22 protein-coding genes and 3 pseudogenes are annotated in these 22,908 nt (G+C 32.2%); 12 read left to right on the top strand and 13 right to left on the bottom strand.

Translation table 11 applies throughout. The features are described from left to right. Positions 1–45: 45 nt before the first annotated feature. A complete protein-coding gene (locus tag CLMAG_RS26715) occupies positions 46–852 on the bottom strand; it encodes an MBL fold metallo-hydrolase (protein WP_066630076.1) in 807 nt (268 codons plus the stop codon). 19 nt (positions 853–871) lie between these two features. Further along, the gene (locus CLMAG_RS26710; RefSeq protein WP_066630071.1) at positions 872–1,537 is read right to left on the bottom strand and encodes an epoxyqueuosine reductase; all 666 of its coding nucleotides are present in this window, start codon (positions 1,535–1,537) and stop codon (positions 872–874) included. Between the two features lie 145 nt (positions 1,538–1,682). On the opposite strand from CLMAG_RS26710, the gene CLMAG_RS26705 reads away from it, so the two are divergent. After that, a complete protein-coding gene (locus CLMAG_RS26705; RefSeq protein ID WP_066630062.1) occupies positions 1,683–2,591 on the top strand; it encodes a LysR family transcriptional regulator in 909 nt (302 codons plus the stop codon). A 264-nt stretch (positions 2,592–2,855) separates the two neighbouring features. Continuing rightward, positions 2,856–3,224 (top strand): annotated as a pseudogene (locus CLMAG_RS26700) (helix-turn-helix transcriptional regulator); the annotation flags it as partial. Between the two features lie 119 nt (positions 3,225–3,343). Here the strand turns inward: CLMAG_RS26700 and CLMAG_RS26695 are convergent. Then, on the bottom strand, positions 3,344–4,618 hold the full coding sequence (locus tag CLMAG_RS26695; RefSeq protein WP_066616512.1) for an IS110 family RNA-guided transposase: 1,275 nt from the start codon (positions 4,616–4,618) through the stop codon (positions 3,344–3,346). 421 nt (positions 4,619–5,039) lie between these two features. Here CLMAG_RS26695 and CLMAG_RS26690 point away from each other — a divergent pair. Beyond that, a pseudogene (locus CLMAG_RS26690) lies at positions 5,040–5,561 on the top strand (GyrI-like domain-containing protein); the annotation flags it as partial. A 350-nt stretch (positions 5,562–5,911) separates the two neighbouring features. On the opposite strand, the gene CLMAG_RS26685 reads toward CLMAG_RS26690, so the two are convergent. Then, positions 5,912–7,012, bottom strand: coding sequence for a PQQ-dependent sugar dehydrogenase (locus CLMAG_RS26685; protein ID WP_066630061.1), 1,101 nt, complete (start codon positions 7,010–7,012; stop codon positions 5,912–5,914). 273 nt (positions 7,013–7,285) lie between these two features. Between CLMAG_RS26685 and CLMAG_RS26680 the strand changes: the two genes are divergently transcribed. Both CLMAG_RS26680 and CLMAG_RS26675 read left to right on the top strand, forming a co-directional pair. Next, a complete protein-coding gene (locus tag CLMAG_RS26680) occupies positions 7,286–7,657 on the top strand; it encodes a CopY/TcrY family copper transport repressor (RefSeq protein ID WP_066630060.1) in 372 nt (123 codons plus the stop codon). Between the two features lie 4 nt (positions 7,658–7,661). Further along, positions 7,662–9,500, top strand: a complete 1,839-nt coding sequence (locus CLMAG_RS26675) for a M56 family metallopeptidase (protein ID WP_066630134.1) — start codon at positions 7,662–7,664, stop codon at positions 9,498–9,500. Between the two features lie 206 nt (positions 9,501–9,706). Here CLMAG_RS26675 and CLMAG_RS26670 read toward each other — a convergent pair whose 3' ends face one another. The 5 genes from CLMAG_RS26670 to CLMAG_RS26650 all read right to left on the bottom strand — a co-directional run bounded on the left by CLMAG_RS26670 (position 9,707) and on the right by CLMAG_RS26650 (position 13,639). Beyond that, a complete protein-coding gene (locus CLMAG_RS26670) occupies positions 9,707–11,053 on the bottom strand; it encodes a B12-binding domain-containing radical SAM protein (protein ID WP_066630059.1) in 1,347 nt (448 codons plus the stop codon). Positions 11,054–11,120: 67 nt separating this feature from the next. Beyond that, the gene (locus CLMAG_RS26665; protein WP_017413346.1) at positions 11,121–11,330 is read right to left on the bottom strand and encodes a helix-turn-helix domain-containing protein; all 210 of its coding nucleotides are present in this window, start codon (positions 11,328–11,330) and stop codon (positions 11,121–11,123) included. A gap of 148 nt (positions 11,331–11,478) precedes the next feature. Beyond that, positions 11,479–11,955 carry a DUF2975 domain-containing protein gene (locus tag CLMAG_RS26660; protein ID WP_066630057.1) on the bottom strand — a complete coding sequence of 159 codons (477 nt, stop codon included), beginning with the start codon at positions 11,953–11,955 and terminating at the stop codon, positions 11,479–11,481. Between the two features lie 342 nt (positions 11,956–12,297). Further along, positions 12,298–12,591 (bottom strand): hypothetical protein, encoded by a 294-nt coding sequence (locus CLMAG_RS26655; protein WP_066630055.1) that lies wholly within the window; start codon positions 12,589–12,591, stop codon positions 12,298–12,300. 115 nt (positions 12,592–12,706) lie between these two features. Then, the gene (locus CLMAG_RS26650) at positions 12,707–13,639 is read right to left on the bottom strand and encodes an AraC family transcriptional regulator (protein ID WP_066630053.1); all 933 of its coding nucleotides are present in this window, start codon (positions 13,637–13,639) and stop codon (positions 12,707–12,709) included. A 136-nt stretch (positions 13,640–13,775) separates the two neighbouring features. On the opposite strand from CLMAG_RS26650, the gene CLMAG_RS26645 reads away from it, so the two are divergent. Further along, positions 13,776–14,555 carry a hydroxypyruvate isomerase family protein gene (locus tag CLMAG_RS26645; protein ID WP_066630051.1) on the top strand — a complete coding sequence of 260 codons (780 nt, stop codon included), beginning with the start codon at positions 13,776–13,778 and terminating at the stop codon, positions 14,553–14,555. 166 nt (positions 14,556–14,721) lie between these two features. Here CLMAG_RS26645 and CLMAG_RS26640 read toward each other — a convergent pair. From CLMAG_RS26640 to CLMAG_RS26630, 3 genes and pseudogenes are all read right to left on the bottom strand, one after another. Next, a pseudogene (locus CLMAG_RS26640) lies at positions 14,722–14,958 on the bottom strand (isochorismatase family protein); the annotation flags it as partial. A gap of 123 nt (positions 14,959–15,081) precedes the next feature. Next, positions 15,082–16,266, bottom strand: coding sequence for a multidrug efflux MFS transporter (locus tag CLMAG_RS26635; protein ID WP_066630042.1), 1,185 nt, complete (start codon positions 16,264–16,266; stop codon positions 15,082–15,084). Positions 16,267–16,355: 89 nt separating this feature from the next. Further along, on the bottom strand, positions 16,356–17,186 hold the full coding sequence (locus CLMAG_RS26630; protein ID WP_066630038.1) for an AraC family transcriptional regulator: 831 nt from the start codon (positions 17,184–17,186) through the stop codon (positions 16,356–16,358). Positions 17,187–17,490: 304 nt separating this feature from the next. Between CLMAG_RS26630 and CLMAG_RS26625 the strand changes: the two genes are divergently transcribed. The 4 genes from CLMAG_RS26625 to CLMAG_RS34515 all read left to right on the top strand — a co-directional run bounded on the left by CLMAG_RS26625 (position 17,491) and on the right by CLMAG_RS34515 (position 19,695). Then, complete coding sequence (locus CLMAG_RS26625; protein ID WP_066630037.1) at positions 17,491–17,778, top strand: ArsR/SmtB family transcription factor; 288 nt, start codon at positions 17,491–17,493, stop codon at positions 17,776–17,778. 110 nt (positions 17,779–17,888) lie between these two features. After that, positions 17,889–18,656 (top strand): EFR1 family ferrodoxin, encoded by a 768-nt coding sequence (locus tag CLMAG_RS26620; protein WP_066630036.1) that lies wholly within the window; start codon positions 17,889–17,891, stop codon positions 18,654–18,656. Positions 18,657–19,114: 458 nt separating this feature from the next. After that, positions 19,115–19,465, top strand: coding sequence for a CdaR family protein (locus tag CLMAG_RS26615; protein ID WP_066630034.1), 351 nt, complete (start codon positions 19,115–19,117; stop codon positions 19,463–19,465). Next, positions 19,393–19,695 (top strand): helix-turn-helix domain-containing protein, encoded by a 303-nt coding sequence (locus CLMAG_RS34515; RefSeq protein ID WP_082832104.1) that lies wholly within the window; start codon positions 19,393–19,395, stop codon positions 19,693–19,695. Before CLMAG_RS26615 ends, CLMAG_RS34515 begins: the two co-directional genes overlap by 73 nt. Positions 19,696–19,861: 166 nt before the next feature. Here CLMAG_RS34515 and CLMAG_RS26610 read toward each other — a convergent pair whose 3' ends face one another. After that, positions 19,862–20,806 (bottom strand): sugar-binding transcriptional regulator, encoded by a 945-nt coding sequence (locus CLMAG_RS26610; RefSeq protein WP_066630032.1) that lies wholly within the window; start codon positions 20,804–20,806, stop codon positions 19,862–19,864. A gap of 111 nt (positions 20,807–20,917) precedes the next feature. Between CLMAG_RS26610 and trpB the strand changes: the two genes are divergently transcribed. Continuing rightward, a complete protein-coding gene (gene trpB, locus CLMAG_RS26605; RefSeq protein ID WP_066630030.1) occupies positions 20,918–22,105 on the top strand; it encodes a tryptophan synthase subunit beta in 1,188 nt (395 codons plus the stop codon). Further along, positions 22,098–22,889 carry a tryptophan synthase subunit alpha gene (gene trpA / locus CLMAG_RS26600; RefSeq protein WP_066630028.1) on the top strand — a complete coding sequence of 264 codons (792 nt, stop codon included), beginning with the start codon at positions 22,098–22,100 and terminating at the stop codon, positions 22,887–22,889. The genes trpB and trpA overlap by 8 nt, the downstream gene beginning before the upstream one ends. Positions 22,890–22,908: the final 19 nt, after the last annotated feature.

The following is a 22,908-nucleotide window of genomic DNA, read 5'->3' as shown; positions in this document are numbered from 1 at the left end:
AAAACAGGATATTTCTCCTGTTTTTTTCATAGAGTCGCCTTTATTTTACCAAACTATTTCTAATCCCACTCCAACTTCCCTCACAGGCAAGACTTTGTGTATTTCTGCTCTAACAGCAAAGGAGGTGCAGTGGCAAGGATATAACTCTTTTAAGTTATTCTCTTTTAGATACTGAACGGTTTTGTTAACCCTTTCGTTAACCTCAAATAAATGAAATCCTCCTATAACTCCTAGTACTCTGTTCTCCTTACATACCTCTTTTGCATACTCTATTATGTTGCATATGCCGCTGTGGGAGCAGCCAGTGATTATGTAGATTCCCTTTTCATTTTTATATACCAGTGCTGTATCATCCATTACATAATCATCAACTGCAGTCCCTTCAGCAATTTGTTTACCAATGGCTTTTCTACTTTCGAAATTATTTGCTTGAGGTATTTCCCCTAAAAAAGTTATATGTTCACTAACTTTAAAGGGCTTTCTCGAGAGAATTAAATTACACTTTTCCTTTAATTCCCCTTCCAAAATAGGAGAACAAATTTTTAGATTGTCCACTATTTTTTCTTTAAATGCATCTGGATGAGCAACAATATTAATATTCTTTTTACAGTTTTGCTCAAAATAGTATTTTAGCCCTCTTGTATGATCATCGTGACCATGAGAAATGACAATAGTACTTATGTTTTCTAAGTCTATACCTAATGCATTTGCATTTCTTATAAATAAATCAGAATATCCTACATCCAAAAGCAGCTTAATATCGTTATCTTCAATATAATATGAAACAGCTGGTTCACCATAATAATATTGGTCAATGTATGTATTATTATCTACTAAGACTTTTATTTTCATTTTCTCCCCCATGTCTTATTTATATTTTTGAAAATGGGCATACTTCTCTACAAGTATTACATGAATATATAAATCCTCCACCGGGTGTTGAAGTAGCACATACTTGTCTACATTTTTTTTGATCTATTGTAATACCATCTAATGCAGATTGAGGACATGATTTTAAACAAATGTTGCAGCTTTCAGTACATAAGTTCCGTGCTAAAGTATCTGAGGTTAACTCCATATTTGTAATTACTGCTCCAAAATAAAGTCTATTACCGTATTTTTCATTTATTAATAAGGTGTTTTTCCCAATACAGCCTATACCACATGCTTCAGCTGCATGTTTTAGTGATAATATTCCTCTACCATGTTTATTTTCAGAATCCCAATATTCATAAGGTTCATCTGCTGGAATAGGTATTGCCTTGTAACCTTGTGATTCAATATAAAAAGTAAGATTAATAGAAATATCATCTAATAGTTGAACTATTTTATTTTTTACAAATGTATAAGGAGCTTTAGTATTTGCATCAAACAAGCTTGCTGAAAAATGTTTTCCAATTGATACAACTGATTTTGCTTCAGAATAAATATCTAGTGGATGAAATCCTTTTGGTGCCTCTTTAAATCTATCTATACTTCCAATCCCACATACGTCAGCACCTAATGAATAAGTCAAATTTTTAATTTTATTTATCACTTTGCTTCAGCCCTTTCTTATTTTTTACTAGCTTATGAAAAATTAACTTGAACTGTATTTTATACAAGAGTATCATAAAAAATATATATTGATAAGTCGATTATTTCTATCAATTTAATCGCATTTTACGATTGGTGGTGATTTCTTGGATGTTAAACAACTTCAAACATTTATTGTATTAGCAAGATTGCTGAATTTTAGAGCAGCCGCTGAAGAACTTAATTATTCTCAGTCTACTGTTTCAGACCATATAAGAAATTTGGAACAGGAACTTGGTGTAAAGCTTTTTGAACGGATTGGTAAAAAAGTATTTTTGAATGAAGAAGGAAATAAGTTAATTTCCCCAGCCCAGAAAATGCTCCAAGATGCTGAAGAAATACATGAATTATTCAATAAAGGTGAAAAAGTTCACGGTGACTTAAGGATAGGCGCTGCAGAAACTTTATGTGCCTTTTGGCTTCCACCACTGCTTAAAGAATATACTAAAATTTACCCTAAGGTTCGGATAATACTGAAAATGGCAGATTGTCTTGAATTTCATGAACTACTTGAGAAAAATATTGTTGATGTTGCATTTAGTCTCCATGATGAATCTAAGAGAAAGGATCTTTTTCAAATTGATATTTTTGATGATTCCACTGTTTTTGTTGCATCACCAGACCATCCTTTTTCTACTTTTAAGAAAATTGCTATGGATGAACTGGAAAATCAATCATTTATTCTTGTTGAATCTGAAAGTGGTTACACCATGGAATTGAAAAAGCTATTTAAAAAACTAAATGTGCAAGTGGACGCTATTATGGAACTTGGCAGTATAGAGGCCATAAAACAATGCGTTAAAGAAGGTCTAGGTATAAGCTTTTTGCCAAGAATAGCGGTTGATAAGGAAATTAAAAATGGTGAGCTTGTGATACTTCCAGTAGAAACTGATAATATTTTGATACATGCTAAAATGGTATATCATGTAAACAAGTGGATGTCATCACCGATGGAAGCTTTAAAGGAGCTTGTATTATTAAAAAAGAATACTAAATCTAGTATGCAGAAAAAATAGACTAAGGAGCTTATATGCAATTCCTTAATCTAATTTCACTGATAATTACTACTTTTATTTATATTTAAATAGTGTTTTATAATATTAAGAAAACTACGAATTAAGGTAACTTTATGCCTTTTTACTATGACATAATTTTTTAGAGAATACGACATAACTAATAAGTATGTATGATAATGAATTAATCCTACATACTTGTGCAGTAATAGTCGGATAGACAAATATAATTTCTGATATTCTATTGATGAGAGAGGAGGTCACAAAATGGATTCGTTAAAAAGAATGAATGATGCATTAAATTATATTGAAGAAAATCTTGATGGTGAAATTGATTTTAAAGAAGTAGCAAGGTTGGCATTTTGCTCGGAATATCATTTTCAAAGAATGTTTTCTTTCCTTGCAGGTGCTTCGCTGTCCGAGTACATTCGTCGCAGACGTCTTACTGTTGCAGCCTTTGAACTTAATAATAGTAATATAAGGATAATTGACTTGGCCATTAAGTATGGATACAAGTCACCAGACTCTTTTACAAGAGCGTTTCAAAGTTTGCATGGGATAACACCATCAGAGGCTCGGTACAATGGTAAATCATTAAAAGCCTATCCACCAATGACTTTTCAATTATCAATTAAAGCAATTTGGTAATATGTCAAGAACAAAATGAAAAGAAAATCAAATGATTTCTTTAAAAATGGGTAACCTTAATAAACATACAGTCCAATGAGAAAGTATGTTCGTATAATTTATATAGATTAATCTACTCTATTTGAAGAGTAGAGCTGATTTTTAGCCAGCAATCCAAAAATCATACGAATAAGTTTACGAGATGTTAGCGCGAGTGCTCGTTTGTGCTGATGTGTAGTTACTTCAGCAAATTTCTTCTGATAGAACTCTTGATATTCAGGAATATGGCAAACAACACTTCCTGCAGCTTCTATGAGATAATAGCGTAAATAACGGTTACCAGCTTTGTTCATAGGTGTATTTTCAGCTTTAAAACCTCCAGATTGATTTTCTTTCCACACGATGCCAGCGTATTTAGCAATAGCATCATTACTAGGAAATGCATGCACACTTCCTAATTCAGCAAGAATGCCACTGGAGTAAACAGGGCCAAAACCAGGAATAGACATTAATATTTTGTATTCCACAGGATTCATTCCCATAACAGCTTTTTCAATGGCTTTGTTAATACCTTTAAGTTCTTTATCAAAAGCCTGAATACAGTTGAAAGAACAAGCAATAGAGGTTGTTAATGGCTCATACAAACATTTATCAAGACGGTATGAATTACGTGCAGCTTGCTGCAAAATTTCAGCAGTCATCTGAGGATTAGAAATCCTTTTCCGACTTTTTCTATTGACGAAGTCAACAAGTTCTTCAATTGATGTATTTGCAATATCTTCGGAAGATAGAAATTCAGTAAGTATTGAAGATGCGGTAGCACCGTATTTATTAGAAAAAGGATGATCTTCTCCCTGTAATAATGCAAATTCGCTGAACTTAAGAAATACATTGGATAACATGTAAGTTTTTTCTCTAGTTAAGCATTCAACAATATGAAGTCTGTGCCTTGTAAGTCTTTGCAGAGCAAGATATTGAGAACCACGCCAAGGTTCAATATGAATTCTGCCAACTCTTGCAAAGTCAGCAATAACAAAAGAGTCAATGCCATCATTTTTATCAAGAGAATTAAAGGATTCTTTGTAGTTAGCAACTTCCTTAGGATTCAAGCAGTAAACATAAGGTTTGTAAGTCATAAGTTTTTCACTAGCAGATAAAAAATTGGCTATATGTACTCCATAAAAGGAAGTAGATTCTAAGCCGATTATAACAGCTTTAAAAGTATTGTTTTCTAAAACCTTAACAAGCATGGATTCAAGTTGCTCTGCACCAAATTGCGTATTAGGAACAGGTTTCATCTTAATCAAGAATTCCTGTTCAAAATTAATAGCAGAGACAACATTTTGTCTCGCACCAATATCGATACCAACAAATAGAGTTGATAAGTAATCTAATTTCTTCATGAAATCACCACCTTTCAAAAATAATGAGGAAATTAGAAAGGATTATCCTAATCCAAAGTACTAACTGCAACCTCGCGTAATTAGCATTCATCCAGACGCAAAACCTTGCTGGTGGCTGCGAAAGGAGATGCAACATTTGTGTAAGCAGAATATGATACTTTGGTCAGGCTGCAAGCTTTACAGGCAATAACACAATGTGTTTTGCAGGAGGAATACAGCAGTAACCTTCGCTAAAGTTCCGTTATGACTATTTTAGCATTAGAAAATCCTTTAATAAATAGTAGGTTAAAACAGTATAGATCGGAAAGTATAAGAATCAGCAATACTGAATTGGGAGAATCCCCACTAGAAAAATTGAGATGCTTTCTTAATCTATACAAAATATAAAAAATAAATAAGTTTATAGGCAGTAAATAACTGCTATAAACTTATTATACGAGGAGGAAATGAAATGAACTATAGAATTGAAGAAAAAGAAGGATTTCGTATAATTGGCATTAAGAAAAGGGTACCTATAATTTTCAATGGAGTAAATCCAGAAATTGCTGCAATGTGGCAAAGTTTAACAGTTGAAACTATTAATAAACTCAAAAAACTATCTAACATAGAGCCAATGGGACTAATAAGTGCGTCTGTAAATTTTTCAGAAGGACGAATGGAGGAAAAAGGAGAGCTTGACCATTATATAGGTGTAGCAACAACAAAAGAGTGTCCAGATAACCTATCACAACTTGAAGTTTCTCCCTCAACATGGGCTGTATTTGAAGCGGTAGGTCCGTTTCCAGATACTCTGCAAAATGTTTGGGGACGCATCTATTCTGAATGGTTTCCATCTTCAAACTATGAACAAACAAAAGGACCAGAAATCTTATGGAACGAGAATAAAGATGTAACTTCACCAACTTTTAAAAGCGAAATATGGATACCAATTATAAAAAAGTAAGAATAATTAAGATACATTATTCTTATTTAGTGTAACAACTGAAAAAATAAAATTAAAATATGATGATGACGCTCCTATTTCAATAGGTGCTATCTCTAGCACCTATTTTTTTATCCGATGACTACCCACTCTAATACTCCCTACGCACGGTGTGAAAGCGATTCGCACCAAATCATAGATTTGGACTCTCTGCTTTTCTCAAATAGGGAGTAAAGAGTGGCTGCGTCCCTGGATTCGTTCAACTAGGAATCAGGTGGGGTTTGAAACCCCATCTTATTCAAGTTTCCACTTCATTAAAAGCTAAATGTATTTTGACAAGATCCTTTCTCCTGAGGGTTCTAAATATCCCTTTATTTCGGAATGAGCTTAATAATTCTATCATCAGTTATATCAGGATTCCCTCTACCATCCCTATTACTTGTTGCCAGATAAATTGATCCGTCTCTCCCCTGAATAACTTCACGGAAACGTCCATACCTATTTTGTAAGAATGCTTCTACATTCTTCACTGCTGTTCCTCTTCCATTCAACGACATAGCAAGTAATCGCTGTCCACGCAAAGCAGCAACCAATAGTTTTCCTCGCCATGGTCCTTGAGTTACGAAAGTAATGCCAGAAGGTGCCCATGTATCTTCTCCGCTGTGTATTAAGGGCTTTTGTACCATAACTTCCGAAGATTCCTCGTTTCCTTGAACGAGAGGCCAGCCATAATTGGCACCTGATTTTATTATGTTTATCTCATCATGAGCTGACTGTCCATGCTCTGATACATAGAGGACATTGTTTGAATTCCAGGCTAAGCCTTGTGGGTTTCGATGACCTAGGCTATAAACAGGCGAATTAATAAATGGATTATCTTTAGGAATACTGCCATCCAATTCTATTCTCAGTATTTTTCCCGCTGTACTTGTGGGATCTTGTGCCAATGCTGCGTTCCCTGCATCTCCCGTTGTTATATACAATTTCCTATCAGGACCTATTTTTAACCTTCCTCCATTGTGAATCTGTCCCCCAGGGATTTTGTCCAAAAGAACTCGGTCAATGGATGCTCTGTTATTATTTTCAATCAATCTGACAACACGATTATAGATTTGATTGCCTTCTGCATATGAATGCATAACATATATATAGTGGTTTTGTGAATAATTTGGGTCTAGGGCAATGCCCATCAACCCACCTTCCCCCTGACTTACAAAGGGTGCACGAAATGTGATTAGTGGTTGTGGTTGAAGTTTACCATCTTTAATAATTCTAATTCTCCCAGACCGCTCCGTAAAATATAAGTTGCCTTCATCGCTTATGGCTATGGCCCAGGGTATATATAATTTTTCAGCGATAACTTTAATTTCATAAGGAAATTGTCTAAATGTGTTTTCCTTCCCTTTGAAATTGGATGTATTACGACCACGAAATATTGTACTAGACAAAATACTATGAATTATTTTTTTCATAACAGCTGCTACCTCCAAATGAATGTATGCTTTAAGAAAAAAGCGGCAGATTTAGAACTTAAAATTTATCTTTATTTTTTACATAATTACCATATTATTCATTTACAAGATTAATTGTACCATCTTATTTATACTTTGAAGCTTTCCTGCTAATAATCCCATCAAATTGATCTCATTCCATTTTATGTTTATTTATATATTGACAATTTTGGATTACTAATGTAATCTTAATATAGATTACAATTGTAATTTTAATACGAGGAGTGACTTTTTATGAAGGAAATACCTAAAATATCAGAGGCTGAATGGGAAGTGATGAAAGTGGTATGGGCAAATTCCCCCTGTACCTCAAATCAAATAATTGATGCCTTGGCTGAAAGTACAGATTGGAATCCGAAAACCGTAAAAACATTGATAAGTAGATTAGTAAATAAAAATGTACTTGGATACAAAGAAGATGGCAGAAGATATCTCTATTATTCGCTAATTCAGGAAGATGAATGTATAAAGGCAGAAAATCAATCTTTTTTAAGCAAGGTTTATAATGGTGCTCTTAAGAGTCTATTAGTAAGCTTTATAAAAGAGAGTGATTTATCTAAGGAGGATATAGAGGATTTAAAGCGTATCCTAGATGAGAGGAAGTAGTATTATGTACGAATCAATAAATATCCTTAATGATTTGTTTAAAACTGTGTTTCAGGTATCTATTACTTCAAGCATTTTGGTGATTTTAATACTTGCAATCAGAAAACTTTTAGCAGGTAAATTAAGTATAAAGCTTCAATATATACTATGGTTTATCGTGGTATTTCGTCTATTAATTCCAAACTTACCTGAAAGCTCTTTTAGTATCTTCAATCTAATATCTAAAATAAAAGAGATTCCATCCTTATTATTTGTGACAAGAGAAAATACTTTGAATAGCATCGTAAACTTCAGTGGTGAAAAAACTGCCAGTATATATAATAGTAATGCCCTGCTAGGTAGTTTAACTTCAATGGGCTTTAATAATGATAATAATGCAACCTTTAGTTTGTCAGGTTTAAGTATTTTATCTCTTATATGGCTAATTGGTCTGCTGGTAATCGGTTTTTATGTAGTTCTAGTAAATATAAATTTAAGAAATACTATAAAAGCACAAACTCCATTTTGTAATGCAGAGATTATAAATATCTTAGAATTTTGTAAAGAACAAATGAAGATTAATAAGGATGTATCCTTGATTAAAATACAAGGAATTAAAACTCCAGCATTATTTGGTTTTTTTAACCCTACAATATTGTTTCCTGAAAATATCCTTAATATATTGTCTGTAAACAAATTAAAATATGTATTTCTCCATGAATTGTCTCATTTAAAACGTAGAGATACAATTGTAAATTGGTTATTAATCATATTAAGGACTATTCATTGGTTCAACCCAGTTATTCAATATGGGCTAAAAAAAATGTCCGAAGACATGGAATTATGCTGTGATTCACTTGCGCTTTCCTATACAAATGATGAAGAAGTAAAAGATTATGGTCTTACAATAATTCATCTTATAGAGGGTTATTCCAAATCCACTCAACTACTAGGAACTGCTTCTATAGTAAAAAATAAATCTGAAGCAAAAAGGAGAATTACTATGATTAAATTATTTAATAAAAAAGCTTATAAATTTTCTGCCCTTGCAATAGCAGCTTTACTAATTTTTGCTGGTGTTACTCTTACAGATGCAAAAGCATCGATTTTTAGTAAAACTAAAGCTGTCAATGTAGATAAAATTGACTATCCTTTTGTAAATGATCCAAATATAATTGGTAGATGGCAAAGCGTAGATTTTGTAACTAATATTGAGGATTTCAAAGTAGGTAGTAAAAGTTTTACAGGAGACTTGTTTGTTAAAGAGTTGAACTTTACAATTGATGGCAAAGTTTCTAAAACAGTTTGCACCTGGACAAAAGATCATATTCTCAACCCTGTCGATAAAACTGATAGTAAATATATTATAAAAGATATACATGGTTCAACTTATATGTTCTACGAATGGAAAAGCGGAGATTATACAATAAGAGGAAAGAAACCCCAATACTATGTATTAAAAAAAATAAGCTCTACCCCATCTCTTACAACTAATATGCAGGGAAAAGAAGTAAAAACTAGAACTGACAAAATAGATTATCCATTTGTAAATGATTCTGAAGTTCTAGGTAAGTGGGAAACTGTAGACTTTGTTCCGAAAACTGATGACTTTAAACCAGGAGTTCAACAATGGAAAGGCGATTTAGGTGTAGATGAATTAACTTTCAAAAAAGATGGTGAACTTGATAAGAAAGTTTTCACCTGGACAAAGGGGTTAATAATCAATAAAAAACTTAAAGTAGCATGTAAATATACAATAAAAGAACTAAATGGCTCAAAATATTTGTTCTTTGAATGGAAAAATGGAGATTATGTAGAAAGAGGAGCAGACCCTTATTACTATGTACTAAAGCAAGCTAAATAAGGTCAAATGAAGTGAAAACTTGAATCAGATGGAGTTTCAAACTCCACCTGATTCTTAGTTGAACGAATCCAGGGACGTAGCCGCTCTTTACTCCCACCTTGAAGAAGATGGGAGTATTAGAGCGGGTAGTCATCGGATAAATAGCATCCTTACTATGGTCGATATAATAAGGATGCTATTTTATCATTATCACATAATTCTAACACCTACTTTATACAATAAGATAACCATCTAAAAAGTCTTCCTATATTTTCAAAAGAAACTATATTGCATAATAATTCTGTCAGCTTTCCAAACTTCCTATAAAATAAATTAAATGCTAGAAATGGAATCCATTGCTTTTTAGATTTTGGTAGTCTTTTCATTATATTTTTAAAGGTGTACACTTCCTTATATATCCATAGATAGCCATTATATAATTCTTCTGCTGTCATATTCTTAGGTTTATATACCACATGGGCAGTATTATAATTTGACAAATTATAATCTACAATTCTATTTTCCTCCATTAATGATGAGTATAACTTTGTACCAGGATATGGGGTAAGGATATGTGAGGTTACCGTTTCTATCTTATTTTTAACTATCCATTCTAATGTATTCTTAAATACAGAGACATCATCTTCATCTAATCCGAAAACAAAACTTGCATTTATCATTATTCCCCTTTTATGAATTTCATCTACAAGTTTCTCATATCTCTTTACACTATTTTGCACCTTGTGGACACTATCTATAGACTTACTATTTATACTTTCAAAACCTATAAATAGACTTTGACAGCCAGATTCCTTCATTTCATCTAATAATTCAGGCATGTCCACTATATTAGAAGTAACCGCCGCGTTCCACTTTAGTTTAAGAGGTTTTATTTCCTTTAATAATTTTTTTGTCCATTTGGGATTTCCAATAAAATTATCATCAATAAACATTATATGCCTTGTTTTTAATGCATTTATATCTTTAATCACATCGTCTATAGGTCTATTAATATAAGTTTTAAGTACATTTTTGCAACTTTTATAGCAGAAATCACATTCAAAAGGACATCCCCTGCTTGTACTAATTATATTAGTATATAGGTACTTTTTATTATCAACAATGTAATAGTTAGGTGACACTATTTCTTCCCCAGAAATGTTATCCATATCATAATATATCTTCTTAAGTGAATTATTTTCTTTATCCTTAAGGATTTTTACCCAAACTCTCTCAGCCATTCCCACACATATTGCGTCAAAACTATTAAGGGTGCCCTCTGGATCTGCTGTAATATGTATACCTCCTGCAATTACTGTTATTCCACGATTTTGGAACTCCTTTGATATTTCCACTGCCCTATTCATAACATCTACAGTGACAGTTATTGCTACCAAATCTACAGGTTCATCAAAATCTATCTTTTCAACATTTTCATTCTCAATGATGACTTCATGCTCTTTCGGAGTAAGATTTGCTATTGTTAGTAAAGCTAATGAAGGAGACATTCTTGTTTTTAACTTTGTATCCATAGGTCTTGGCAGCATTGCAGGTTCAATTAATTTAATCTTCATACATTACCTCCTAAAATAAACTTTACTCAACATTTAACTAATGTGCTTGCAATATTCAGCTTCCCGTTTACGTATCATTTCTGTACTCTAAAATATCACCTGGTTGGCAGTCCAAAGCTTTGCATATTGCTTCTAAAGTTGAAAATCTAATAGCTTTTGCCTTTCCATTTTTCAATATAGAAAGATTCGCCATGGTTATTCCAACCTTCTCTGTAAGTTCTGTTACACTCATTTTCCTTTTAGCCAGCATCACATCAATATTTATTATAATTGCCATGTTATTCCCCTCCTGTATTCCTCATCCTGCCCGTGAAGATTATTAATCTTCACGTCTCCTGTATTCCTCATCCTGCCCGTGAAGATTATCAATCTTTACGTCTCCTGTATTCCTCATTCTGTGCATCAAGATTATCAATCTTGATGCCTTATACCGTTAAATCATTTTCTGATTTTATGTCTATGGCTTCTTGTAAAAGCCTTTGAAGAACAGCAGAGAATACTGCGATTACCATTGAAGTAAAAACAGGGACCATTCCCATTATTATGAGACCTGGAGCATCGTCTTTCTCTGCTACGAGATAAACGAATGGCATCATTACCACATACAGGGTACTGATTGTGATTGCACAGTATTTTATATTCTTTAAAGCCTTTACTGATAACTCCGAGAAAGCTTTGTTCTTGTCAATATAGCTTAATAGTCTTAAAGCCTGATACAGAGCAACGAAAAACGGTACGACTGATACAAATATACCTACTAAAATGGGATATAGCATATGGGCATAATGTGGATTTACTGGATTATTAGCTAACCAAGGCAACCCAAATATACACAAAGCAAGAACTGGAATTCCAATAAGAATAACAGCTATCTTTAAGAAAATTGTTGAATATCGTTTCATAAAAAAAATCCTCCTGTATTCCTTATACTGTGCGTAAAGATTATCAATCTTTACGTCTCCTGTATTCTTCATTCTGTACGCGAAGATTATTAATCTTTGCGCCTCTCTTTTAATTTACATATATAGAATAACACACTCTTTTATTGTTTATCAATAAATATTTATTGATTATTTTTATGTACTTATTGTTTTATTTGAGATAACTAAACTATGTATCAATTATTTTACAATAAATAAGAGCGTTTCCGATTTATGCAGAAATGCTCTCTATAAATTTAGATTTATTTCAGATAGTTAAAATCAATTACTTTTCATTCATTGAATTAGGGTGTGAAGCAGTTATTAAGGACCTGAACCTCCACCAGGCCAATAGTACCAGCCTATAGAATTTCTCTTAACATATGCAAAATAAATTCCTCCAGAACCGTCTCCTGCTTTAAAACCATTTATCAAATATTGTTGACCATACGATGAATCAATAAAGCGAGATTTCTTTACACTGCAAGTTAAACTTTGAATAGGATTACTAAAAAACAGATGCATCCGTATCGCTCCAACTGGGGCATATAGTATAGCTAATATAATTGTGAAAGCTATAATAATAGGCATAAATTTCGGCAATTTTTTTGCTCTCATAGCATTCCTCCCTAAAACATATCAATATAACATAAATTCTCTACCTTAACCTCTTAAGTATACTATTACACATTATTTCTTATATACTTTGTATAAGAAATTAACATCGTTCACTTCACTTATACAACTTCTGTTGTCTTCGTCCAAATTCTTTTATCTTAGATATATGTAGTTGTTGATATTTTTTGGGAGTAACACCTAAATATTTTTTAAACACCCTAATGAACTGTGACGTACTACTGATACCAACCTGCATGGCCGTATCGCTAACGCTAAATTGCTTCATAAGGTGATGAGCTGCAAGAGTCATTTTTTTCTCATTCACATAATCCTTGATAGTTTTATTCATATGTTTTTTGAAAAGATATTCAAGAGTGCGTTCAGATATACAGAGTTCTTTTGCAACCTCATTGATTACAATCTTGTTGTTTAAATTATGATCAATATAATCTAAGGCTAACTCAAAAGTACTTCGAGTATTGGCTTGAACTTTATGTAAGCCTCCACCTTTTACTGATAAGGAATCTAGACATTCTAGAATAAGATTTTTCAATGCCTGCTCAATAGCGAATCCCCTACTTCGCTTTGCAGTAAAGTATGCATCAATGAATACTAGATACGCAAGCAAATGTTTCTGCGAGCCTAAAGTTACCTTATGTCCACTTAAAAAGGAGTAGATAGAAAAATCCTGTAATGTTTTAGGTTTCAGATGTGCATTATCTTTAATCTCTATAAAAAAATTAATTCCTTGAAGGTTCTGCAAACTATTTACACTGATTTCATGGGTTACATTTGGATCGGCAATAAATATATCTCCTTGTTTTATAGAATATGTCCCTTTATCATACTGAAAAGTACCTTCTCCACAGGTTATAATATATAGTTCATAACAGTTGTGGAAATGGGGTTGGTTTGAAATTTGATTTAAATCAAAATTACAAAAAAATCCAACCTTAGAAGATAAGGTATACTTGCCAAAACTTTCACATAAATACATTCCATTAATATGACTAGGATCAAAAAGGTATTCTTTATCAAAGCTGTACATATTAAATCCTCCAATTTATACAATTCAATAACATCTCTATATTCGTAAATAGTCGATTTAATTTCGTATTACGTTGATTATATTAAATTTATATATCGTATAATTCAATTATAAAATAACTTTTGGGGGTTTGAAAATGAAAAAATCAATATGTATTGAAACTATTTTTACAGAAGTTCCTTTTGAAGAGAGATTTAAGCTTGTAGAGGAAGCCGGCTTTGAGTATATTGAATTTTGGTCCTGGGAAGATAAGAATATAGAAAAAATCAAGGAATTATGCGAAGAATATCATATAAAGATAGCGAGCTTTTCCGGAGATAGGACTTTTTCTTTAATAGATATAAATGAAAAAGAAAAATATATTGAGTACATTAAAGCATCTATCATCACTGCCAAATACCTTAATTGTTCTAATGTTGTAATACATTCTAATGCCCTTGGAAAAGATGGAATTGTTATAAATGATTATGGTAAAGTATGTGATTTCGATAAATTTTCTACTGCGCATGATATTTTAAAAGCTCTGGCTCCGATAGCCGAAGAAGCTCAAATTAGTCTAGTACTTGAGGCTCTAAATACACTAGTTGACCATGATGGAAATTATTTAGCCTACACTTCTGATTCAGCTAAACTAGTCAGAATGATTAATTCGGACAATATAAAGATATTATACGATATATATCATATGCAAATTATGGAAGGTAATATTATTGATAATATACGTAAATACATTGATTATATTGGATATATTCATATTGCAGATGTACCTGGCAGACATGAACCGGGTACTGGAGAAATAAATTTTATAAATATTTTTAATGTCTTAAGATCCCTAAAATATGATGGATTTATAGGTTTTGAACTATTTCCTGAAAAAAAATCAAGTATGGTAGCAGTAGAACTACTAAATCTTTAATACACTCATTTTCATCATAGCGATATGTTCCCTTTATAGTAGGCTGTTTAAATAAAAAGCTACACATTTAAAATAGCAGGCATAAACCCTGTATACCCACAATCTATACAATAAAAGACACTGGCTTTTTAAAACAAAGCAAGTGTCTTAATTTTACCCTTATTACTTAACTAATTGATGATTCTATATTTTCTGTTGTTCTAATCTTACCTATTCTAGGGAATATATACTTACAAACATAATCATGTTCTTCCTTTGTTATAGCTGCCATAGCATCTTCTACAAAAATTTGATTGTAACCTTGTTGAAAAGCTTCTCTTGCAGTAGTGTCTACACCAATTCCAGTAGAAACTCCACACAAAACAATAGTATCAATTCCACGACGTCTTAACTGCAAATCAATAACTACAAGAGCTGTTCTATCTGGTTTAATAACTTCAGTTTCATTTGCTAATTTTAAATCTTCCATATTTAATTTCTCATCCTTTATCTCTCAATATTATTTTTTAGTTCTAAAACAAATACTTTAAGCGAGCCTTGTAGACACTTTACTATAAACCCAGAATGCATTTATTAATAACAGTGTACTTGTGATAAAAAATACATATCTGATACCCATATAGGCTGCCACTTGTCCTCCTAAAATTGAGCCGCCAAAGACACCTAAATACTGGGCAGCCATATTCAATCCAAAAACTCTACCGGTAAGAGAACTTGGTGTGATTTTTTTTACTAAAGAATTAATAGAAGGCGCAAGCCCTGCAGTGGCTAATCCTAACATGAAACGAAGTATCATTAACTGCCATGGGTTTCTTACAAAGGCTTGAGGTATAAAAATTATTCCTGCCACTATAAGTGCACCTAACATTACCTTCTGTGGTCCAATCTTATCAGACAGCTTTCCAAGTGTTGGGGCAGCAATTATACTGGCTAGCCCCGAAGCTGAAAATGTCATTCCTGATAGCAAAGCAACATGGCTAGTATTTATGGATAACTGAGTAACATATACTGTTATTATTGGCTCTATAGAGTATAATGCTAAAGTTAATATAAAAGAGGTCACAAACATTATGACAATTAAGCTTTTATTAGAAATAGTACTCCAAATTTCTTTTGTACTTAGTACCTTTTTATCTTCACGATTAAAATCCTCTTTTACAAATAGAACTGTTGTAATAAATGTAATAACCATTAATGCACCAGTTATAAAAAACACATTTTGCAAACCAAGATTCTCCCCTATATAACCACCAATCATTGGCCCAAGTAAAGAGCCTGCAATAGATGATGTTGAAAGTGTACCTAAAGCCCACCCTGCATGTTCCTTATCCGTTTGTGTTGCAATTAATGTGGTGCAGGCAGTGCTGTAACCTGTTATAACTCCTTGCAGTAATCTTAAACCTATCAATTCATATACATTATGGGCAAATCCCATACTAAAGATAACTATAGCCATGCCAAGACTTGCTCTAAGCAGCATAGGCTTTCGCCCAAACTTATCAGCAGCCTGGCCCCAAATTGGTGAAAAAATAGCGCAAATTATAAATGTAACCCCAAAAGCAATTCCCGAGAATTGTTCTATTAAAGCTGTTTGCTGTACTCCAAGATGCTTTATATAAAGTGGCAGCACTGGCGCTATCTGGCTCATTCCTATACTTGTAACAAACATTCCAAACCAGCAAACTATTAAATTTCTTTTCCAAATTCCCATGATATAAGCCTTCCTTCTTCTATGTTTCAATTGTTGTCCGATACAATCCTCATTTTATCTTATGAAATGGCTCTATACCATGTACAATATTAAACTTCATGGACATTTTTGCTGTAAAATTCCGAAGGACTTATGCCCTCAACTTTTTTAAATAGCCTGCTAAAATAAAACTCATCGGTAAATCCAACGGCTCCTGCTACCTCTTTTATCTTTTTGTTTCCATCTATTATAAGCTCTTTTGCTTTATCAATTTTCATTTTATTAAAGAACTGAATTACAGAATACCCGGTAATTTCTTTGAAAGACCTTGATAAATATGCAGGTGATAATTGTACCATCTCTGACAATTCAATTAAGGTAACTTTTTTGTCTATATTTTCATGCATATATTCAATGATTTTTTCTACCTTTAAGGATACTGAGTAATTCTGATTTTGTCTTTTTATATTTTGAAAAACTTCAAATATCAATTGCTGAAGTAAAGCCTTAGTACTAAATTCATAACCAGGTAATTTTCCATACCAGCTGTCCACTAATTTCTTAAATACATCACTAACATGATAATAATCCTTTAATTCTTCCATAGAATTCAGTGAAAGCATTTCAGTTTCATTTCTAACACTCCATTTATTGTCATTAAAACTCACATTTGCATAACTAAAATGAACTGACAGAAAATAAATAGGTTCTTCAACAGCTATATCTATACACTGCAATACATTAGGACAAATATAAAATATCACACCTTCTTTAATCTGATGTTTCTTATTTTCAATTGTAATACTTCCTTTTCCTCCAAGAATAAGTAACAGTTCATGATGTTGAAGAGTTCTAACCAGTTTTGATTTATGCTTCCAAGGATCATTAAATTGCCTCTTATTACAATAATGAATATGGAAAAAAAGATTATTTATATTCATGTTCTCCTCCAGTATAAAATAAAAATATTATAAGCTAAAAGACCATATTAGATTTCTCCAATAAGGTCCCTATTTATTATTCTGAATTACTTAGTGGTAATTATATCATGTTTTTCAAGCTAATAAAAATGGATATAGACAAAGTTATCCTATAACATAAATTTAATATGTTTTGCTAACTTTCGAATTTTTAAGTTTACCGATAAGCATGATCAATAATATTTTTCATTGACATGAAATAATTTATTTGATAGAATCAATTCGATAGTTATCGAAGTTTGATACAAAAAGATTGGAGATTGTTATGGATATAAATAAAATGGCAAAGGTATTTAAAGCCTTATCTAACCCAAATAGATTAGAATTATATTTAAAAATAGCTGAATCGAATGAATCTAGCTATCCTAATGGAAGTGAATGTTTTGTTACGGATATTATTCAATCTTTGAACATAGGTGCTCCTACTATTTCTCACCATATTAAAGAATTAGCAAATGCAGAATTAATAACTACTGAAAAAAAAGGTAAATTCTTAATATGTAGAGTAAATAAAGAATTAGTTAAGGATGTTATCAAATTATTTAATCTATAAGGATTATGGAACCAAAAAGTTTTGGTTTCGCCTAACAATTCGATAGTTTTCAAAGTATCAAATTTAAATATTTAATTTCCAATTTAATTGCTTATCAAGGAGGTTTATAAATGAAAATATTTTATTTTACTGCCACTGGAAATAGTTTATATGTTGCCAAAAAGTTTGGAGGTGAACTTTACTCCATACCAAAGGTTCTAAAAAGTAATCAACTTAGTTTTGAAGACAAAAAAATAGGTATCATCTTTCCTTGTTATGGATTTGCTGCACCAAAAATTGTCCGTGAATTTGTAGAGAGAGTAAGCCTAAAAAGCCCTTACATTTTTGCTATTTTAACATATGGAAACAAAATTGGAAATGGTCCTAGCTGGTTTACAGAACTGGCAGCCCAAAATAATATAACTATACATTATGCAAACAGCTTACTTATGATTGATAACTACTTACCTATTTTTGATATTGATCAGCAGAAACTAAAAAACAAAAACATTGAGGAAAACTTAAATAGCCTATTGCTAGATGTAGCTGAAAATAAAAAGCATGTTCCTGATGGTACAGTCTTATATTCTGTATTAACAAAGGGAATAAGCCATCTAGAAAAAGTTTTGCCTAACTTTAATTCGGTAAAAAACTTTTCAATTAATGATAAGTGTAACGGTTGTGGAACTTGTGCCAAGGTATGTCCTAGGGATAACATCTCTATAAATAAATTAATTAAAAATAGTAAACCTGTTTATGGAGATGAATGCGAATTCTGCCTTGCTTGTATAAATCTCTGCCCTCAAAAGTCTATAAAACTTAAAAGAGAAAAGAATCCTGATGCCAGATTTAGAAATGACAATATAACATTAAGAGAAATTATAGATTCAAATAGCTAAATTAACTAAAAGAACCAATATTAAATACTATTATAGCTAATATGTATAAATTAAAAGTCTTGAGTTAACTTGAATAGGTGCTATCTCTAGCACCTAGGCTTTTATCCGATGACTACCCGCTCTAATACTGCCATCTTTAAATGTAATTAAAACAAAATCTTTTCTCTCAAGGATTCTAAATATCCCTTTATTTCGGAATGAGCTGGATAATTCTATCATCAGTTATATCAGGATTTCCTCTGCCATCCTTATTACTTGTTGTTAGGTTTAAAACGGAGAGATACACTTATGAATTGGCTATTAATCATATTAATGATTATCACTGGTTCAATCCACTGCTACTTGGTCATTATTAATTAATACTATTCTACTGCTTATCTTTTCAACTACATCCATTTGTCCCTCATCCCTTGTGGAAAGAACTGATTACAACAAGTTTTGGGAGCGATTAAACAAAAATGGAAAGCCCCTCTTTGTGGACAGCAAATGATTTAGAAATTCTTCAAATGATTGCTGAAACCATAGCTGCAAAAATTACTAGCCAAAATAAGGTTTCAAAAGCTTTAGGAGAACTTAAAAGAGAATTTGTAATAGAACTGCTTTTAGGTAAAATTACAAATGAGACCATGGCCTATAATCAAGCCGTATCGTTAGGATGGAATACCAAAAAATACTTTTCAGTATTAGAAGTTATCGATTCAAGAGATAGTTATATAGAAAAAAAGGCAGCTTATATATGCAGCGAATTAAAAAACTATTTAGCTTCTGTGTGTATACCTACAGCTCTAATAAGGCTTATTTCATATTAAGCTTTGAAGATAAAAAAGAAGATAGCGAATACCTGATTACACTGAGGAGTTTTTTGGAGAATAATCAGGACACAACCTCTACTGCTAATTCGTTGTATCTTCATCGAAATACTATAAAATACAGACTAAGTAAAATAGCTGAATTTATGGAAGATGATTTCCACAATCCTCTTGTAAGATTACATATACATATGTCATTTATTATAGATGACCTGACTTCAGATAGTTAATATTTCAAGATGCCTATTTATTCTTTGCACATTTCGAAACCAAATTCCACATAATATGATATAATCCACAAAATGTATGGGTTTTTTCCCAATTAGAGAAAAAATGTATGTCTAAATTATAAAATCTCAATACTATCTTGTATCCTAAAAGAAGAAAGACATATTATTATTTTGCTTCAAGTAATTCTTCAGCCATGTCTTGGGAAGTCATAAAAATATCAATATAGCCACTTTTTAGGACTGCTTTTGTTGCCTCAATTTTTTCCTTACCAGTGGAAAAGGCAATAGTAATACTTTTAGTAAGTTCGTCAAGTGATATTCCAATAGACCGTAAATTTAGCTCAGTATCTAGAATTTTGCCATCTTTTGAAACGTAAGAAGTACAGACTGATGCAACAGCATTTTGAGCAGTCAGTTTAGTAATATCATCTTCTGAAAATGCACCACAAAGGTAAGAAGTAGAAGATAAGTTTATTTCACCGATACCAATAAGCGCAATATTACATGCTCTTCCTTTTACAAGTATTTGTGAAATGGAAGGCTCTTTTTTTATAAGATTACAGGTTTCTGGGTTTTGGAGAATAATAGGAGCATTCAAAAGGCTGTAGTTTCCTCCTGTTCTATGTGCGAAATTTTCAGCAATTACATTTGCATGCCACTTATGGCCCTGTGAACCTATATTGCCCACTAAAGGGACGAAATTTAAACCTTCTCTTGTGAGCTTATGTGCAAAGTTAGAAATAGCTGCAATGGTGCGTCCGCTCATAACACCTATAATAGAATTATCGGTAAAATATTTATCAAGCTGCTCAGCACAGCATTCACCTAATTTGTTGATAGCTTCATCTTGATTTTGATATGAAAAGTTAAATACGAAAGCTTCTTTTAGTGAATATTTTTCTATAAGTTTCTCTTCTAATTGGAATTCCTGTGAGTAAGGATTATTTATTGTAAATTCAACGATATGATTTTCTTTAGCAAAATTAAGCATTCTACACACCTGCGGCTTAGATATGCCAAGTGCTAAAGAAATATCTTTTTGACTCATATTGTCTTTGTAAAATAATTTACAGATTTTTACAACAAGACGTTTATTATCATATATTGCCATACTATTCCCCTTCATGTTTTTATAAATGAAATATATTTCAGTGATTGAAATATATTCTAACTCTATATTACTATAAAGTAAAGGGATTTGTAAAAGAAAGGAATGAAAACTATGCAAAATAAAAAATATGGAGAATTCGGTGGACAATATGTTTCTGAATCTCTTATGAATACTTTAAAAGAGCTGGAGGCTGCTTATAATGAAGCTATAAATGACCCTAAGTTCTGGGAAGAATACAATTATTATATGAAGGACTATGTAGGAAGGGAAAATCCTTTATATTTTGCTTCGAAACTCAGTTCAAAATATGGTCCTAAAATATATCTTAAAAGAGAAGATTTAAACCATACAGGTGCTCATAAGATTAATAATGTTATTGGACAAATTCTTTTAGCAAAACGTATGGGAAAGAAGAAAGTTATTGCAGAAACAGGTGCTGGACAACATGGTGTTGCTACTGCAACAGGTGCTGCACTATTCGATATGAAATGTAAGGTATATATGGGAACAGAGGATATTGAGAGACAAAAGCTTAATGTTTTAAGAATGGAAATGCTTGGTGCAACAGTTGTTCCAGTAACCTCTGGAAGTAATACCTTAAAAGATGCAACAAATGAGGCCATTAGAACTTGGTCAAAGGAAGCAGAGGATACCTTTTATGTTTTGGGTTCTGCACTGGGACCACATCCCTATCCTGAAATAGTTAAGAACTTCCAAAGCATTATTAGTAAAGAAGCTAAAAAGCAAATTTTAGAAAAGGAAGGAAGATTGCCTTCAGCTGTTGTAGCCTGCTGCGGAGGAGGATCTAATTCAATTGGAATGTTTGCTGAATTTATTGATGACCCAGCTGTAAAATTACATGGCGTTGAAGCAGCAGGAAAAGGAATAGAAACAGGAGAGCATGCAGCAGCAATGTCAGAAAAAAGGGTTGGGGTACTACATGGCATGAGATCATATCTTTTACAGGATGAAAACGGGAATATTAATTTAGCATATTCTATTTCAGCAGGACTTGATTATCCAGGAATAGGGCCAGAACACGCTTACCTTGATAGTATAGGACGTGTTACCTATGATAGTGTGACAGATACACAGGCAATGGAAGCACTTTTAGAATTATGCAGACTAGAAGGAATTATACCAGCAATTGAAAGTGCCCATGCATTAGCATATCTGCCTAAGCTTTGCAAAACTCTTACAAGTGATGATATTGTAATACTTTGTTTGTCAGGCCGTGGCGATAAGGATGTTAGTACAATTGCAAAATACATTGAAGATAGAGGTGATTTAGATGAATAGGATTGAAAAAAGACTTAAAGAATTAGAAAAAGAAAATAAAAAAGCTTTTATTACCTATATGACAGCTGGACTTCCTGATATGAAAAAAACAGGTGAAATTATAAAAATTCAAGCAGAAGCAGGCATTGATATTGTTGAACTTGGCATCCCATTTTCAGATCCAACAGCTGATGGTCCTGTGATTCAGGAGGCTTCTTATAAATCTATTCAAAAGGGAACAAACCTTAAAGGAGTATTTGAACTTGTAGCGGAAGTTCGAAAAGACTGTGAAGTTCCTATTATATTTATGTTATATTACAATACAATTTTATATTATGGTGTTGAAAACTTTATAAATAAATGTATAGAATGTGGTGTTGACGGAATGATTATTCCAGACCTTCCCTTTGAAGAAACCTTTGAAATAAAGGAATTCATAGATAAAAAAGAAAATGTACCATATTTAATTCCACTGGTTTCACCTGTTTCAAAAGAGAGAATTCCAATGATTGTAAATGAGGCGAAGGGATTTGTATATTGTGTTTCTTCTATGGGAGTAACAGGACAAGATGCAACCTTCCATAAAGAGATAAAAAATTATCTTGAAGAAGTTAAAGGCATATCAAAAATACCAGTTATGATGGGATTTGGTATTCGTACAGCAAAAGATGTAGAGAAGTATATAGATATTATTGATGGATGTATTGTTGGGTCACATTTTATAAATATCATGGAAAAAAGCAACTATAATATTGATACGATAAAAGAATATATAACTGCATTTAAGGCAGAATTGAATAAATAAAATAGGCGTGGCTTTTGGC

Origin of the sequence: Clostridium magnum DSM 2767 (genome assembly GCF_001623875.1) — a bacterium.
GTDB lineage: Bacteria > Bacillota > Clostridia > Clostridiales > Clostridiaceae > Clostridium_AM > Clostridium_AM magnum.
Note: the sequence above shows the minus strand (reverse complement) of the source record. Positions and strands in the feature narration are given on the sequence as shown.